Source organism: Gimesia sp. (assembly GCF_040219335.1).
GTDB lineage: Bacteria > Planctomycetota > Planctomycetia > Planctomycetales > Planctomycetaceae > Gimesia.
Genome location: NZ_JAVJSQ010000022.1, coordinates 19,822 through 34,931 on the forward strand (window position 1 = coordinate 19,822; position 15,110 = coordinate 34,931).

Sequence of the window (15,110 nt, forward strand, 5' to 3'; positions counted from 1 at the left end):
AGACGAAGCATTAATCCGCAGAGTCAGCCTGCTCTGACTCCTGCGGCTCCGCTAACTTTTGCTTCAGTACCTGCAGTGGCTTTGACAACAGCAGAAACAGTGTGACTCCCAGCAAGGCTCCCAGCGTATCGGCAACCCAGTCCTTGACGCTCGGTTCCCGTTTTAATACAGGGATCCCCTGTAGCAGTTCATCGACAATCCCAAACAGACTCACGCCCAGAACGATCAACAGCAGACGCTTCAGGGACAGTCGATCCCAGCGCAGTGACAGCCACCAGGTCAGCAGAAACGCCAGCCCTGCGTAAGCGATAAAATGCAGAGGCACATCGGTTCCCTGGGGGAGCGTCCCTTTTTTCAAAGGGACGTGAGTCGCGGTAAACAGCACCATCAAGTATAGAATCAGCAACGTACGAATCAAAAGATGATAACGATGCATCACTTCCCTGCCCAATCGAATGTCAACTGTTACCGAATCCCCTGCAGATAGATCATCCTAAAACGGAATCAAACCCGATAGGGTGTTTTCTGCCGTGCTTCCGGATGCGCTTCCAGATAGCTGGCGATACGATCTTTGCGGGAGAGCGCTTCCGGAATGAAGTCGATGGCCTGTTCCAGACGGTCGTTGGGTTCCGCACAGCTGAACCGCAGGAAGCCATGACCGGCTTCGCCAAAACATTCGCCTCCCAGGCACGCGATACCGAAATCATCATCGGCGCCCTGTAATAGATAGAGAGCCAGACCATGGCTGGTGATTCCCAGTTCGTTACAGACGGGAGCGACGTTCACGAATACGTAAAAAGTGGCATGAGGATCGAGGGCATGAAAATGTTCGATCTCATTCAGCTTGTTGGTCAGCAGTACGACTTTTTCGCGGAACTTCAACATCACCTCATCGCGTTCCTGCGAATCCTTGTTCAGCGCGGCTGCTCCCGCCAGTTGTACGATGGGGGGAGTACAGGAGAGGGTGGTATTGACCATTTTGCCGATGGAAGTCGCGACCTCTTCTGAGGCGACGCAGAACCCAAGCCGCCAGCCACTCATGCTGTAAGATTTTGAAAAGGTGTAAGCAGACACACACTGATCCAGCATTCCGGGCTGTGCCAGGATCGAATGATGTTTACCCTGCCAGACCATATGACAGTAAGGCTCATCGCTGAAGACGGCAATGTTCTTGCCACGAATCAGGTCGGCAATCGCTTTCAGATCGGATTCCTGAATCACACCGCCGGTAGGATTGTGAGGTGAGTTCAGGAAGATTGCTTTGGGAGCAGGGTCTTCATTGATGAATTTCTCAATGTCAGCCAGATCGGGTCGGAACTCATTCTCCTGCTTCAGGTCGGAGAGTACCATCCGCGCGCCGCGGCGTTCAATGTTCGGGAGATAGGTCGGGAAGTAGGGGCTGAAAACGAGTACGCCGTCCCCGGGGTTCAGAAAAGCTTCACAGAAGAACTGCTCAAAGACCTTGGCACCAGGCCCGACAACAATATTTTCCGGCTTGGCATCAACCTGGAACTCACGGGAGACGAAATCGGCAGCCGCCTGACGGAACTCGGGAATCCCCGGAGAGGCACAATAGTGCGACTGGTTATTTTGAATGGCTTCAATTCCGGTAGCCTTCGCGGAAGCGGTACTGTCAAAGGGGCTGTCTCCCACTTCCAGTTCCACAACATCTTTGCCTTGCGCTTTGAGTTGTTTCGCAATTGCCAGAACACTGAAGGCGGTTTCCACGGTAAGAGACTGAGCAAAATCACTTAATTGTAAAGCCACGAAAGAATCCCCTTTGAGGTTGAAGTTATTCCGGAAGTGTTCTCAATGCTGATTACTTTAAAGGGGTCGCCCGTTTTTTGAAACTGGTTCGGCCCCCATTCTCTGAAACTGACTTTATTTCACGCGCGTTATTTCGTTGAGATCGCCTGTGCCAGCGGACGCAGAACCTGATCGATCACATAGTCTTTCATCAACTGATCCGATTTGGCTTTCAGATCATACATCGTTTCTTCCAGCCGGGTGTCTGCCGACAGGCTGCCGTACTGCCTGAGGGTAAAGAACACCGAAATCTGCTCGTCAGGAAAATCGTCACGGCGGACCTGGTAGGCGTTCGTACGGGTTTCGATCATCAGGCGTGCCTGGCAGCGACAGGAGTCATCCAGGCTGAGGGTAATCGAAGGTTCATAATTCAATGCCCGGGAACCGGGAATCTGCAACAGGCTGTCCACGGCCTGATTTGCTCCCAGCGCTTCCGCGACCAGTGCGTCGTGATTTCCCCGATATGAAAAATCAAATCCGACGATATAGTCGAGTGCCTCACAGTCGAGCGGACTGACTGACAACATATAGGGCACTAGCTCCAGCATGAGCTGATGTTGAGTGAGGCAGTCGTCCGGGTCATTGGGATTAAAATAGCCACTGCAGACCCGTTGCGTTTCCAGGGACATCCATCGCTGCTGGCCGACCTCTTCCTTATCTTCCTCCAGAATGAAGCCGTTTTCTCCCCGGTTATAAAAATTGCGCATCGAGGGAAACGACTTCTGCACCCGCTCAAAAAAATTCAGTACTGTATCCCGTGAGGAAGGCAGCGTCATTTCCGTGCATAAATTCAGGTTCACGAAATAATCATCGGACAGCATACTGTAAGGGTGCATAATCGTTCTATCATCTTGTATATTAGCAGCACGAGCCCAGTCAGGGTCCGAGATTCAGAAGCGCAACAGTCAGCCTATTCTACCGGAGGTTTTCAGATGGGTCAAAGAACAGTTGCTGATCCGCAGGGAGTTCGCAGTAGCGAACAGAAAACCAGTGTTGGTCAGTCATCTCCCCTGAAATGCTCCCTGTTTGCCACCGAAACAGGCTGGTGTGGACTGTTGGGGAGGGATAATACGGTAACCCGACTCTGGATGGGACACCATTCCCGCACTGATGCGCTGGAATCTCTGCAAAAATTCTGCGAGCAAAATCCTGAGCTTAAAGAGGAAGAAATCGAAGAAGCCGACTGGTTTCCAGAGCTACGGGAGCGACTGCAGGATTATTTTCAGGGCGCCCGGGTTGATTTTCAGGACATCACTCTGAACCTGCCTCAACTGACGGCATTCCAGTCCCGTGTCATCCAGGCTCTGCAGCAGGTTGGTTACGGTGAGTTAATCACTTATGGAGAGTTAGCCAGCAAAGCAGGCTCACCACGGGCCGCTCGCGCGGTGGGAACGGTGATGGCCGGGAATCGAATTCCAGTGCTGATCCCCTGCCACAGAGTTGTTGCTGCGGGAGGAAAACTGGGAGTCTTCTCTGCACCACAGGGGACTTCGCTGAAAGCGCACCTGTTGCAACTCGAATCCCGGGGATTCACTGAGTAAGTTCCCGTCCAGGTACTGCCAGCAATCGTCTCAGGCGGACTTTCGCAGTTCCGAAGATCTGTCAGAAGCTGTGCGAGAGCGAGGCCCTGCGTTGCGTTTTTTGTGTTCTGCTTGCTGCTGCTGATCGAGCATGGCCTGTTCAAACAGAAAGATCCGCTGCCCCAGGCGATCGATCCGCCGGGTGACGGAATTCGAGGTCTGTTCCATGCCTGCAGAGACGAGCGTAATGACTCCCAGAAAGAGCAGCATCTGTCCTGCAGTACTGATCAACCAGCCGGTAGAGGCATAGTTGGCTGGTCCGCCATAATAACCCCAGAGCACGAGTGTCGTTCCAATTGTCAAAACTGCCACGCCGCCATAGGCCATCAGCTGACCAACCAGTCCCAGCCAGTTAGGCTTCTGATCTTCCTCTTCGATCAGGCTCTGGATATCGCGGAAATCGGAATGCAGTCGAGGTGTTACAGGCTCGTATTCTTCTTCGACCTCTTCTGTATCGTAAGCTTCCGTTTGGAAAGTTTCGTCTGCCCAGCTGGCAGAATCATCCTGTACGAAAGCAGGTTCACTTTTCGGAGCCGCAGCAGGGGCTTCCTTCACCTGTGGTGGTTCTGAAACCGGCGGTTTCAAATTTTCTGGCGGCTTCTGTTCTGTGGAAGCAAATAACGAAGAAGCGTCCTGCACGCGCGATTCGGCTTTTGTCAGAGGCCCGTAGGGGTCCAGAATATCGCGATTCGACCAGCGCGCCAGCAGTTCGCGGGCTTCTTTGGTTTTATCACTGATTCGAGCTGCAGCCGTACTTCCCATGTCATTTCCACAGATCGCGCAATGGATCCGCGTGGAATCGGAAGAAACTTCGGCAGCCACATCTGACTGGCAACTTGTGCACCACATAAGGCACCTGGTTTTGATAACTGAATAACTGGAGAGGACTTGAGAGTTCGCTGAAATGCTTTATAGATGGGAGAGAGACAGGGATTATCAATACTTGGCCATTTGATGCAAGACCGTTTTTCATTTCCAGACCAGAGCTCAAGCAGGTCATGACCGCAGTTCACTTCGAGAATAGAAAAATATGCAGAGTGTGAAATACACCACAGATTGAACCCGGACCGCCTGTAATACTGAGGCTGTGATTCACCTGTTGTGATTCAAAACATGCCACAAGGGGACCGTCTGACACAGCCGCCCCCTGGTTCGAACCATGGCCCAACCTAAAAACGTCTGTTCGAGTTATTTTTCAGGAGAAACGAATGAATCTGGTCCGCGTATTTTTAACGGCAGCATTTCTGGCATCAACTGTCATGCTCAGCCATGCCGTGGAAGCCAAAGAAGCTCCCGTTGCATTAGATGGAAACTGTGCCGTCTGCCTAGTGAATGGAAAGAAAATTGTAAAAGGGAAACCGGAATTCAAAGTGGTCTTCGATGGCCAGACTTATCTTTTTCCGTCTCAAAAAGTGAAACAGGAATTCGAGGCGAGCCCCGAAAAGTATGTGCCGGCACTCAAGGGTGACTGCACCGTCTGTTTTGCCCATCATGATGGTCATCGCAATCCGGGAACCGTCGATCACATCAGCTTTTACCAGGGACGCGTCTTTCTGTTCCCCAACGAACAGATCAAAGCTGTATTTGATAAAGCGCCTGCAAAATACTCAGACGTCGATCTGGCCTGTAACGGCAAGTGTATCGTCTGCAAGGTCGATGGTGGAAAAGATGTACCTGGTCAAGCGAAGTTTACCGCCATCCACAAAGGCATGCGTTACCAGTTTCCCAGCGAAGCTGTCATGCAGAAATTCCAGGCAAGTCCTGATAAATATATTTCCCAGCTCAAAACTGACTCTCAAACCAGTAGTACCACAGACGCTGCATCACAGCTCGTCTCTGTCACCGGAACTACCGGTTGTGCCGCCTGTCAGTTTGGCGTACATCCCAAACAGGATCCCGGTGAACTGGGGCTCGCCGTTAAAAGCGAGGATGGAAAAATCTATGTGATCGAAGGTGCTCACAGATCCCACCCCAGCCTGTACGACAGCCGTTTCGAGAGCTTGAAGGTCAAAGTCAAAGGCAAAGAAATTGCATCTAAAGGCAATTTCGTCTGGCTCGCTCCTCAATCAATTGAAACCGTGAAATAATCAAATCAACTGAAAAACAGCCTGAGACCAATTTGGTTTCAGGCTGTCTGAATACTTTGATTATTGGCAACACCTGGCAGCGACTGTTTTCTTCCTCTCTCTTCCAACCTGAGCCGAAGAATGCTGTCAGGTGTTTTTTAATTACCGGGCCAGGTAATAAGAGGGATTTGATGTAAAGCGTTCCCGCTCTGCATCACTGGAGAAGAAGACCAGACGTTCCCGATAGACGCCCCCCGCGTAAGGATCGCCCTCGACCGATTGATTTCGTTCCAGTTTTGATACACGACATTGCCCGTCGAATGCAGGCCAGTATTCCATCGGACTCGCATCAAACTTCTGTTTGTGTTCACGAGAAGCGAAGCAAAGCTTGCGTCCTTTGAATTCCGAAGTAAACTGCGCACTCCCTTCCCGCAGCTCCTGATCGTCGAGCATGCTGACCAGACAGACCCCTTTGAAAGCAAACTCGGGAGCCACTTCCTTCTGGCTCATTTTCTTGATTTCTGCTGTCTGGGCTTTAGCAGGAGCAGCTTGCTCATGATTCACCAGGCAGATTTTCTGCAGGTGTCCCGACATATCGCGGGCAGCCACATAACCCGACAGCTTTTTGACCACCTTCAGCTCGGGCGAAATAATGACCGTTGTAGGCAAACCGGCGACACCGATGGCTTCTACGAATTCCGGATTTTCATCCGCATCCACGCGAAGTGGGATGAAGCAGGAATTAATGTGCTTAATCACCTTCTGATCTTTGAAGGTTTCCTTATCCATTTTATGACAGTAACCACACCAGCTGGCTCCAATCTGAATGAACATCGATTTTTCCTGAGCGCGGGCCTGCAGGGCAGCCTGCTTCAGGTTGGTTTGCCAGCTGATTTCATCCGCTCTTAAGGCGGGAGTGAAAGACTGAAGAAAAACAAAACTTAATGTCAGAACGAGTAAGTTCCTGGCGCGCATAACATTCCCTTATGATAGTAGCCCAAAAATTCCTGCACGCTTTACATATCGGACAGATTTGATGATTCGTTCAGTTTGCAGGATTATTCTGGATCAGATTTTTGTAATTGATTTGAGGTTTAGAACGATTCGTAAGCTCAGATAAACACTGAGGATAACGCAGGGGATTTATCTCCCCCAGTTTCACAGTGCGACCGCTTTTGCAGGGTAGGTTGTGTCGGTAGTTTTTTCAGAGTTATCAACATACTTCATACGTAAAGTATTCATATTTTATTGGATAATTTTGTCATAAATCCGTCTGTGATGAAGATCGTCTTTCTGTGCGCCAGGGACTGTAAAGCAGCTTACAAAAGCAGTTCCAGCAGGCAGGACTTGCCTGTGACTTGAATACTCAAACTCTGAAATTCATGGAGTTTACAGCTCAGACTTTGAGAGCAGGAGAAGGGGGATTTTTCTTTGATTTCCCGTATCCTCAGTTTAAATTCAGAGTCAAATGTGAGATAACTCACAGAACAATTGAGGAGCGGGTTTTAGTCTTAACTCCTTGTCTGAAATTTCATTCTTTCCTGCGATAGAAACGTTGAGGTATTCCATGAAACGCCCTGATCTCAATCGACGTGATTTTAATCGAATGACACTCGCCGCCTTTGGTGGGATGGTCGCTGGCTCGATGACGGGTTGTCAGCCGAAATCAGAACCAGCTCCGCAGACACCAGCAACCGGTGACGAAGCCGGTAGTACAACCTCTGAAGGACACGATGATCACGACCACGATCATGCCGATGATGCAGGAGCGGCAAAGGGAAATAAAGATGTCAGCCTGCTGATGAAAGAGCCACACGTCTGTCGTGGACTGAATACCTGCAAAGGAACTAATGCAGGCATCAAAAATGACTGTGCTGGTCTGGGTGCCTGTGCTTCGGTCGCCGAGCATGCCTGCTCTGGTCAGAATGAGTGCAAAGGCCAGGGTGGCTGTGGCACCAACCCCGGTATGAATTCCTGTAAAGGAAAAGGGGGCTGTCATATTCCGCTGATGGAAGGTGCCTGGAAACTGGCCCGCGCTGAATTCGAAAAAGCGATGGAAAAAGCCGGCAAGAAAGTCGGTCCCGCTCCAGAGCCTAAAAAAGAGTAATCTCTCATAAAGTAAAATTGCCAGGCTCCTCATCCAGTACAGTGGATCAGGGGCCTGTTTTTTGAGCCAGATCACCACACTGTAAACACAACAGCACCCGGGAAATCGCTCAGAGGGAAAGACGAATGACAGAGCCGCGTCTTGGACATGAAAATCTCGGACTGGGAGTCGGTCTGAGGACCGTTCACTTCTCACACATCCTGGAACATCAGCCGGAAGTCGACTGGTTCGAAATCATTTCCGAAAACTTCATGGATTCACAGGGACGCCCCCGCCACGTTCTGGAGCAGATTGCAGAACGCTACCCGATCGTCATGCATGGAGTCTCCCTCTCAATCGGTAGCACTGATCCCCTCAATCAGGACTATCTCCGGAAACTGAAAACACTGGCCGACTCAGTTAATGCCCGCTGGATTTCAGACCATGTCTGCTGGACGGGAGTGGCAGGTCGGAACACCCACGATCTGCTGCCGATTCCCTATACTGAAGCGACGCTGACGCATATCGTCGAACGGATTCGCACGGTTCAGGAGATTCTTGAGCGGCCCCTGATTCTCGAAAATCCGAGCAGCTATCTTGAGTTTCAGGACTCAACCATGAGTGAGTGCGATTTTATCTGTCGCATGGCGGAAGAAGCCGATTGTGGACTGCTGCTGGATGTCAATAACGTCTATGTTTCGAGCGTAAATCACGAATTTGACCCCGTCGCTTACGTAGAGTCAATTCCGGCAGAACGGGTCGTGCAGTGTCACCTGGCGGGCCACACGAACTGTGGCACGCATCTGATTGATACGCACAACGGCCATGTGGTGAATCCGGTCTGGAACCTGTTTCAATTGCTACATCAGCGTACGGGAGGCGTGGCAACACTGCTGGAATGGGACGCCGACATTCCGCCTTTCCCGACCGTGCATGCAGAAGTCTTAAAAGCCCGACAATACATGGATGAAAACCTGGTCATTCCAGAGCAGGATTCCTCGGAAAGAGGGTCTCTCCAGTCTGAGGCAATTCCGCATCCGGCTTCATTTATCGCGGCGGAATTCGAATGAGTCAGCAACCACGCCATCTGGATCAGATTCAGCGCTGGATGCAGGCCGTAATTACCTGGCCGGGTGAAATCCAGGATGGAATTGCTTCAGAGGATGCGCAGTCTGCGATTCCTCTGAACCCTGATGAACTGGAAACCGTGATTACCCGCTCCACTCAATTGACCAGTCAGGAACGAATCGGAATCTATGCCAACGCCTATTATGCCCGGTTACTGGAATGCCTGAGTGAGGAATACCCGGCACTAATCGCTGTTCTGGGAGAAACCGCGTTTGGGGCTTTCTGCATGCAATATCTGCAGTCGTGTCCCTCAACCAGTTATACCTTGGGGGACCTGGGCGCCCAGTTCCCTGAATTCCTGTCAGAAAACAGACCGGCTCGGGAGGAGACGAAGGAACCGGACTGGACCGATTTCCTCGTGGAAGTCGCAACGCTGGAGCGACTTTACAGCGAAGTCTTCGATGGACCGGGCATCGAACAGACACCTCTGTTGACTCCGGAAAAACTGAACGCCCTCTCTCCCGAAGAGTTGCCAGCACTGAAACTGCAGTTAGCGCCCTGCTTCCGTTTGCGCCGGTTCCAATATCCTGTGCACGAATTCATTACCTCTGTCCGGAAGTCAGAAGAGCCAGCCATTCCGGCTCCCCAGACCACCTGGCTGGCAATCACCCGCCGCAACTTTATTGTCCGACGAGAGAGTATTTCCGAGCCTGAATACTTACTGCTCTCTCAATTGCAGGAAGGGCAGAAAATCGGAGAAGCGATCGCCGGGCTGGTAGAAGCAGAACTGCTGGATCCAGAAGATCTCGTCGCTCATCTGCACGAATGGTTCCGCCACTGGACTGCCGCGGCGTTCATCATTGGATTTACCAACTGAGTAAGTGAAGCGACTGCTGATCTCAGAGCGGATTTCCGGGACTTGAGACGAAATCAAGCGAATTCAATTTTTGCTTCAAAATCGCGCCTGTTGAAAAGAATGGACAACTTAGATATTCTAGCAAAAGAATTACTGCTCAAAATCAAGGGAATATCGGCTCCGCAGGCAGATACAAATCAACAAATCAGGATGTATTGTCGTCTGACAGGCCCCCACCTCAAAGCACCCGCGTGCCCCGCATTGACACAAAAACGACTCGGAATTACAGTCCCGACTTATAAAAATTACATACGGATAATTCTTTAGCTTATTTTCAAGAAAATGATCAGCAGCGGGGCTGTCAGGGAGGGCAGCAATATGAAGGGCATCATCATGTGTTGTGTTGCAATGTTGCCAGCCTTTGAAATCACGGGATGTACGCAACGGAACTCCCTGCCTCCAGTGACTATTAATTCTCCCGCTCCCATGCCAGCCCCACAATACCCGGCCCAAGCTGCAAAACCAGCTCCTACCGGGCCCCTGTTCACCACGCCTCCGACGATTGCAATCGAACCGTCCAACCCCTGGAAGCCAGAAGCAGAGGTGCGTGACTGGGAATATATCGTGATTCATCACACCGCGTCCTCTTCAGGTAGTGTCGAAAGCATTCACGAACTGCACAGTAAGAAAAAGGATAAATCCGGTAATTCCTGGCTGGGAATCGGTTATCACTTCGTGATCGGCAATGGCAACGGCATGCCTGACGGAGAGATCGAATCCACATTCCGCTGGCGTGAGCAGATGCATGGTGCTCATGCGGGAAATAATGCGTACAACCAGAAAGGTATCGGGATCTGTCTGGTTGGAAATTTTGAAAATGAACCTCCCACAGAAGCACAAATGGCTGCAGTGAAGAAGCTCGTGGGAGTCCTCAAAGCGGAATACAGTATCTCCAGTCAAAACGTACAGGGACACCGCGATGTCAAAGCGACCGCCTGCCCTGGGAAATACTTCCCCATGAGCGAAGTCGCCTCTGCCGTTGATCTGCCCGTTCTGGGATCAACGTCCCCACCTGAACCCACGAGAAAACCTGAGATCGAACTGGCTCAGGAATAGCTCAACCAGACACCCCCACATTTAAGACTACCCCCTGATTCACTCACTGAAAGCAAAATGAAAATGGATTATTCTCAACGTCTTAAATGGATTGAACATATTTTACAGACTGAGAGCAGAGGGTTAGACCGTCTCAATTCTTCAGACTGCAACGGGGAGCAGACACCTGAGGCTGACACCACGCTGAATCTGCCTCTGAAGCATATTTCCCTGTTTCGCCCTGAACATTACCAGGCCGGTTACGCTTATCCGCTCGTGATCTGGTTGCATCCTGATTGTGGCTCTGAACACGACCTGCATACGGTAATGCCCAAAATCAGTACCCGGAATTATCTGGGGCTTTCATTCCGGGCTCCGGCCATTGATCCCAAAGCACCACAGAACGGCTACCGCTGGCCCGATAGCCAGCTGTTTATTGAGTTATTTCTCAGCCAGGTGGAACAGACAGTAGAAGAATTGAAAAAAGTATTCCACATCCATCCCGACCGGATTTATCTGGCAGGGAAGGGCACCGGTTGTTCAATCGCCACCCGCCTGCTGTTGCAGTCAGAGAACCTGTTTGCGGGAGCTGCTCTCCTGGAGGGACATTTCAGCAAGCATGATTTCCAGTACCAGGAAATCGGTAATCTTGCAGGGAAACGGATTCTGCTGGATCCACAGCACTCCCAGCAGCCCCTGTCCACACAGCGACTGATGAGACTCTGGAAAACCAGAGGCGCGGATGTCCAACTCCCGCATCCGTCTCAGCATTCAGGACAAAACCAGGGGCGCGAACTTCTGCGGGCCCTCGATTACTGGATCATGGAAGGAATTTCCACTGCGAAGCTGGCCTGAGTCAGGTTCTCTGCCACAGCTGATTACGCCTGTACAGTTTCAATTACGACGATTAATCGGTTTATGCCGAAGTTTCCTGTCGTAGTGCGTCCAGTCTGGCCGATGAATTAACTGGAACCCGGTACCGACACCGGAGTCCGACTGCTGAAATTTACGGGCAGCCTTTTGTGGACTGTTCGCTTTATTCTACCGACCGGCAAGGAGAGAACTATGATGGTGCGGCGTCTCATGCTCGCAGGGTTGTTCCTGTTTGTGGTTGGGTTGGCCACGTCTTTTTCCCCTGCTGATGCACTGGCAGCCGGACGCGGACAACCAACCGACTGGAAACGATTCTACTATTACCCCTATGTCTATTATCCCCAGAATTTCCAGCGACCTCAGGGGAGCTATGACAATCTCTATTACCGTTATCCGGAAAATATGAGAATCCCGGTTTACAACAAAGACTGGCACAACTTCTACCCCAGTGAACGCCCTTATCACAAAGGCAATCACTTCTATCTGGACGTCTTTTAAAAGACTCCCTGCGTGACTCTCTACAGCACGCCCCGTGATCTGAACACCAAAGCCTGCGAAGTATTCGCAGGCTTTTTTAATTCCCCTCTGAGAACTGAATTTCCCGTCAGTTCCACTTTCCACAATCGACACTGACATTCTAAAATTATCTCAGAATGAATCCTGGCTCAGGAATCACAGTTTCACTTTTCCCAGGCGATAGACCTCCCCTGACCAGCCCTCTGATCCCGATTCAAAACGCCCGGCAGTTACAGCTTTATGTCAAACGAAAAAACGGAAGGTATCATCATTCGACTGGCCGACTTCAGCGAGTCGAGTAAAGTGGTTACCTGGTTTACGCGGGACTTTGGGAAAACTGCGTGTCTGGCGAAAGGTGCCAAGCGGCTGAAAAGCTCATTTGAGGCTGCTATTGACTTACTTGCCACATGTCGGATAGTCTTCATCCGAAAATCTTCCGGCGGGCTCGATATTCTCACCGAGGCCCAGCTCGTGAATCGTTTTCGACCTTATCCTGGAAACCTGTCTCACCTGTATGTGGGATATTACATCGCAGAACTGCTGGATGCTCTGACCGAGGAGTACGATCCTCACCCGGAGCTGTACGACGCAGTCTGCGAAACAATACAGCACCTGCAGGAACACGACGATTTCCAGAAACCTTTGATTAAATTTGAATTAACCATATTAGAGGAGATCGGTCAGCTTCCTCAGTTCGAATACTGTGCCGGCTGTAACGGCGAACTGGGGCCTGCTGAAGCGTATCTCTATGATGCCCATAATGGCGGAGTGTATTGCCGGGATTGTGAACAGCAGAGACACGGAAATGTGCGTGTCTCGCGGGGAACCATCTCGGTACTGCAGAAACTGTCAACTGAAAAAACGGTACTGTCCCAGCGACTGAACCTGTCCCTTCAACAACAACGCGAGATTCGACACCTGCTGTCAACTACCATGTCCCATATCCTGGGGCGTCGCCCCAAAATGGCGTCCTACCTCAAACTGTAATCAATTCATTTTCCTCAGGTGGAAGTCACGGATGACCATGTCCACTTATGATCGACTTAATAAAACTTCACGCGTATTCCGCACTGTAGTTCAGGCTCTGATTCTCAGCGTCTGTGTCAGTGCCACGGGCTGCGCCATGTTCAGCGACCGTTCGACCGGATTATCCGCGTGGAAACCGCCCTGGTCTAAGAAAAGCGTGACCGATGATCCCACTATCGACAACGTACGCGGCCCTATGCAGCGCGTGCTGCAGACAGCGATGTGGAAAAAAGAACGGGAATCCAATTTCATCAAACCTGGCGTTGGTGCAACTGAATACAAAAAAGCCCAGGAATTGTTTGACGCCAAGAATTACAAAGAGGCTGAAAAAGAATTCAAGGCCATCGTCAAGAAATTCAAAAACGATCCCATTCGAGAAGACGCTCAGTTCATGATCGCCGAGTGTCAGTTTGCCCGGAAGCGATACTCCTGGGCACAGGACAGCTACGATCAGTTGCTGGTGGATTTCCCTTCCACACGTCACCTCGACCAGACGACCAAGCGGATGTTTACCATCGCACGCCACTGGTTGCAGGATCCTTCGATCATTTCCGGCAGTGAAGTCCAGCAGGTTAACCTGGAGGAACCGGGGTCGGACTCCCCCGAACTGCCCGATGATGGTAAGAAACGCAGCAGCCGCTGGGCACTGGTGCCAAACCTGTTTGACCGCAGTCGCCCTGTGTTCGATACCGAAAACCGTGCTCTCGAAGCCCTCAAGTCTATCTGGCTACATGACCCTACCGGTCCTCTGGCCGATGACGCTCTGATGCTGACCGCCAGTCATTATCTGCAGAAGGGACGTTACATGGATGCAGACCGGACCTTCAGTCTGCTGCGTGAAGAATATCCGAAAAGCCCCCACCTGAAGGATGCCTTCATGCTGGGAACGCACGTGAAACTGATGTCTTACCAGGGCCCCCGCTACGATGCCACCGTGCTCGACGATGCTGGAAACCTGAAAGAGACTACACTGCGAATGTTCCCCAACGCCGACAAGCAACGGCTGAAGACGGAACTCCAGAAAATCGAATACGCGAAAGCAAAGCGTGAGTGGGAGACCGTTGAATACTGGATGCGCCGCAGCAAACCCAAGTCAGCAGCAGTCTACTGTAACCTGCTGATCGAACATTATCCTACATCTCCCTTTGCCAATCAGGCCCGCGATCTGCTGGCCGAACTGGGACGCGATAACACGAATCATCTCTGGGCCAATTATGCGGTACCAGGGAAAAAATCAGCTGAAAAAGAACCAGAACCATCTCGCTTCTCTCTTCCGGGCATACCCGGTTTTGGCAGCGACGAACCCAAGGCGATTCCCGCCCCATCCAAAGCACCTGCTGAGCAGGCACCCGCTGAGGATACGGAACTCGAACCTCCGGCTCGTTTGAGACTGGATGGACTGGACGAACCGATTAGAAGAATTCCCTCAGACGGAGAACCGGAACCGGCACGGATCCAACTATAAACCTCTCTGCCTGGCAGAATTGTATCACCCTGTATGACTTAGTTTATGAAACGTTTTGTGGTCAACCTGTTCGTGCTGCTGGTGCTGTCAGTCAATCTGCCAGGCTGCGGCTACACCGTCGGCAATTCGTATCAGCCCGACGTACAGACAGTGTATGTACCTATTTTCGAAAATCAGACTCTGCGTCGTGGATATGAGTACCAGTTAACCGAGGCCGTGCAGCGTAAGATTCAGTCACGAACTCCTTTCCGACTGGCCAAAGGCGTAGAAGCTGATACCCGGCTTACCGGGACCATCAGAAAAATCAATAAATCAGTATTGGGGACCACTCAGAATGACGATCCTCGTAATCTGAATCTGGAGTTTGTCGTGGATGTCACCTGGGAAGATATGCGAAGTGGCCAAATTCTGTCACAGCAGCAGGTTCCCATTACTGCCGATGTCGTCAACCTGGTTTCCCAGGCTTCGTTTGCACCGGAAGTCGGGCAATCCCTGGCGACAGCGACCCAGAGAGTCACCGATGAGCTGGCCAATCAGATTGTACAACTTATGGAAGCCCCCTGGTAATTTTGATTCACAAACACACATGGTCAGGATCTCTCTATCCTGATAAAATCCTACACCATTTCAGAAACCCAACAATTTAAACCATCCCCACCTTTCAGATGAACCT

The 15,110-nt window shown here is 51.2% G+C and carries 16 protein-coding genes; 11 read left to right on the top strand and 5 right to left on the bottom strand.

What is annotated here, in order from left to right; translation table 11 throughout:
• Positions 1–10 precede the first annotated feature (10 nt).
• The 3 genes from RID21_RS18795 to RID21_RS18805 all read right to left on the bottom strand — a co-directional run bounded on the left by RID21_RS18795 (position 11) and on the right by RID21_RS18805 (position 2,513).
• Entirely contained in the window at positions 11–436 is a 426-nt protein-coding gene (locus RID21_RS18795; RefSeq protein WP_350191476.1) for a VanZ family protein, read from the bottom strand.
• A gap of 68 nt (positions 437–504) precedes the next feature.
• Positions 505–1,767, bottom strand: coding sequence for a pyridoxal phosphate-dependent aminotransferase (locus RID21_RS18800; RefSeq protein ID WP_149343819.1), 1,263 nt, complete (start codon positions 1,765–1,767; stop codon positions 505–507).
• A gap of 128 nt (positions 1,768–1,895) precedes the next feature.
• Positions 1,896–2,513, bottom strand: a complete 618-nt coding sequence (locus RID21_RS18805) for a hypothetical protein (protein ID WP_350191478.1) — start codon at positions 2,511–2,513, stop codon at positions 1,896–1,898.
• A 225-nt stretch (positions 2,514–2,738) separates the two neighbouring features.
• On the opposite strand from RID21_RS18805, the gene RID21_RS18810 reads away from it, so the two are divergent.
• A complete protein-coding gene (locus tag RID21_RS18810; protein ID WP_350191480.1) occupies positions 2,739–3,347 on the top strand; it encodes a methylated-DNA--[protein]-cysteine S-methyltransferase in 609 nt (202 codons plus the stop codon).
• Positions 3,348–3,377: 30 nt separating this feature from the next.
• Here the strand turns inward: RID21_RS18810 and RID21_RS18815 are convergent, their stop codons facing one another.
• Positions 3,378–4,235 (bottom strand): hypothetical protein, encoded by an 858-nt coding sequence (locus RID21_RS18815; protein ID WP_350191482.1) that lies wholly within the window; start codon positions 4,233–4,235, stop codon positions 3,378–3,380.
• Positions 4,236–4,594: 359 nt separating this feature from the next.
• Here RID21_RS18815 and RID21_RS18820 point away from each other — a divergent pair, with 359 nt between their 5' ends.
• On the top strand, positions 4,595–5,473 hold the full coding sequence (locus RID21_RS18820; RefSeq protein ID WP_350191484.1) for a YHS domain-containing protein: 879 nt from the start codon (positions 4,595–4,597) through the stop codon (positions 5,471–5,473).
• Positions 5,474–5,614: 141 nt separating this feature from the next.
• Here the strand turns inward: RID21_RS18820 and RID21_RS18825 are convergent, their stop codons facing one another.
• On the bottom strand, positions 5,615–6,427 hold the full coding sequence (locus RID21_RS18825) for a DUF255 domain-containing protein (RefSeq protein ID WP_350191486.1): 813 nt from the start codon (positions 6,425–6,427) through the stop codon (positions 5,615–5,617).
• Positions 6,428–7,019: 592 nt separating this feature from the next.
• On the opposite strand from RID21_RS18825, the gene RID21_RS18830 reads away from it, so the two are divergent.
• From RID21_RS18830 to lptE, 9 genes are all read left to right on the top strand, one after another.
• Positions 7,020–7,559 (top strand): hypothetical protein, encoded by a 540-nt coding sequence (locus RID21_RS18830; protein WP_145191118.1) that lies wholly within the window; start codon positions 7,020–7,022, stop codon positions 7,557–7,559.
• Positions 7,560–7,684: 125 nt separating this feature from the next.
• Positions 7,685–8,608 carry an MNIO family bufferin maturase gene (gene bufB / locus RID21_RS18835; protein ID WP_350191488.1) on the top strand — a complete coding sequence of 308 codons (924 nt, stop codon included), beginning with the start codon at positions 7,685–7,687 and terminating at the stop codon, positions 8,606–8,608.
• Positions 8,605–9,483 (top strand): HvfC/BufC family peptide modification chaperone, encoded by an 879-nt coding sequence (locus RID21_RS18840; RefSeq protein WP_350191490.1) that lies wholly within the window; start codon positions 8,605–8,607, stop codon positions 9,481–9,483. The genes bufB and RID21_RS18840 overlap by 4 nt, the downstream gene beginning before the upstream one ends.
• Positions 9,484–9,840: 357 nt before the next feature.
• Positions 9,841–10,578 carry a peptidoglycan recognition protein family protein gene (locus tag RID21_RS18845; protein WP_350191492.1) on the top strand — a complete coding sequence of 246 codons (738 nt, stop codon included), beginning with the start codon at positions 9,841–9,843 and terminating at the stop codon, positions 10,576–10,578.
• Between the two features lie 63 nt (positions 10,579–10,641).
• The gene (locus RID21_RS18850) at positions 10,642–11,412 is read left to right on the top strand and encodes an alpha/beta hydrolase (protein WP_350191494.1); all 771 of its coding nucleotides are present in this window, start codon (positions 10,642–10,644) and stop codon (positions 11,410–11,412) included.
• 213 nt (positions 11,413–11,625) lie between these two features.
• Positions 11,626–11,928 carry a hypothetical protein gene (locus tag RID21_RS18855; RefSeq protein WP_350191637.1) on the top strand — a complete coding sequence of 101 codons (303 nt, stop codon included), beginning with the start codon at positions 11,626–11,628 and terminating at the stop codon, positions 11,926–11,928.
• 258 nt (positions 11,929–12,186) lie between these two features.
• Positions 12,187–12,933, top strand: a complete 747-nt coding sequence (recO, locus tag RID21_RS18860) for a DNA repair protein RecO (protein ID WP_350191496.1) — start codon at positions 12,187–12,189, stop codon at positions 12,931–12,933.
• A 31-nt stretch (positions 12,934–12,964) separates the two neighbouring features.
• A complete protein-coding gene (bamD, locus tag RID21_RS18865) occupies positions 12,965–14,437 on the top strand; it encodes an outer membrane protein assembly factor BamD (protein WP_350191498.1) in 1,473 nt (490 codons plus the stop codon).
• Between the two features lie 45 nt (positions 14,438–14,482).
• On the top strand, positions 14,483–15,004 hold the full coding sequence (lptE, locus tag RID21_RS18870; protein ID WP_145043990.1) for an LPS assembly lipoprotein LptE: 522 nt from the start codon (positions 14,483–14,485) through the stop codon (positions 15,002–15,004).
• The last annotated feature ends 106 nt before the right edge of the window (positions 15,005–15,110 follow it).

What these genes read in the sequence shown, in the direction of transcription:
- RID21_RS18855 (WP_350191637.1), top strand. Translation starts at nt 11,626, where the DNA reads ATGGTGCGGCGTCTCATGCTCGCAGGGTTGTTCCTGTTTGTGGTTGGG.
- RID21_RS18830 (WP_145191118.1), top strand. Translation starts at nt 7,020, where the DNA reads ATGAAACGCCCTGATCTCAATCGACGTGATTTTAATCGAATGACACTC.
- RID21_RS18805 (WP_350191478.1), bottom strand. Translation starts at nt 2,513, where the DNA reads ATGCGCAATTTTTATAACCGGGGAGAAAACGGCTTCATTCTGGAGGAA.
- RID21_RS18840 (WP_350191490.1), top strand. Translation starts at nt 8,605, where the DNA reads ATGAGTCAGCAACCACGCCATCTGGATCAGATTCAGCGCTGGATGCAG.
- RID21_RS18845 (WP_350191492.1), top strand. Translation starts at nt 9,841, where the DNA reads ATGAAGGGCATCATCATGTGTTGTGTTGCAATGTTGCCAGCCTTTGAA.
- lptE (WP_145043990.1), top strand. Translation starts at nt 14,483, where the DNA reads ATGAAACGTTTTGTGGTCAACCTGTTCGTGCTGCTGGTGCTGTCAGTC.
- RID21_RS18820 (WP_350191484.1), top strand. Translation starts at nt 4,595, where the DNA reads ATGAATCTGGTCCGCGTATTTTTAACGGCAGCATTTCTGGCATCAACT.
- RID21_RS18795 (WP_350191476.1), bottom strand. Translation starts at nt 436, where the DNA reads ATGCATCGTTATCATCTTTTGATTCGTACGTTGCTGATTCTATACTTG.
- bamD (WP_350191498.1), top strand. Translation starts at nt 12,965, where the DNA reads ATGACCATGTCCACTTATGATCGACTTAATAAAACTTCACGCGTATTC.
- bufB (WP_350191488.1), top strand. Translation starts at nt 7,685, where the DNA reads ATGACAGAGCCGCGTCTTGGACATGAAAATCTCGGACTGGGAGTCGGT.
- RID21_RS18810 (WP_350191480.1), top strand. Translation starts at nt 2,739, where the DNA reads ATGGGTCAAAGAACAGTTGCTGATCCGCAGGGAGTTCGCAGTAGCGAA.
- RID21_RS18850 (WP_350191494.1), top strand. Translation starts at nt 10,642, where the DNA reads ATGGATTATTCTCAACGTCTTAAATGGATTGAACATATTTTACAGACT.
- recO (WP_350191496.1), top strand. Translation starts at nt 12,187, where the DNA reads ATGTCAAACGAAAAAACGGAAGGTATCATCATTCGACTGGCCGACTTC.
- RID21_RS18815 (WP_350191482.1), bottom strand. Translation starts at nt 4,235, where the DNA reads ATGTGGTGCACAAGTTGCCAGTCAGATGTGGCTGCCGAAGTTTCTTCC.
- RID21_RS18825 (WP_350191486.1), bottom strand. Translation starts at nt 6,427, where the DNA reads ATGCGCGCCAGGAACTTACTCGTTCTGACATTAAGTTTTGTTTTTCTT.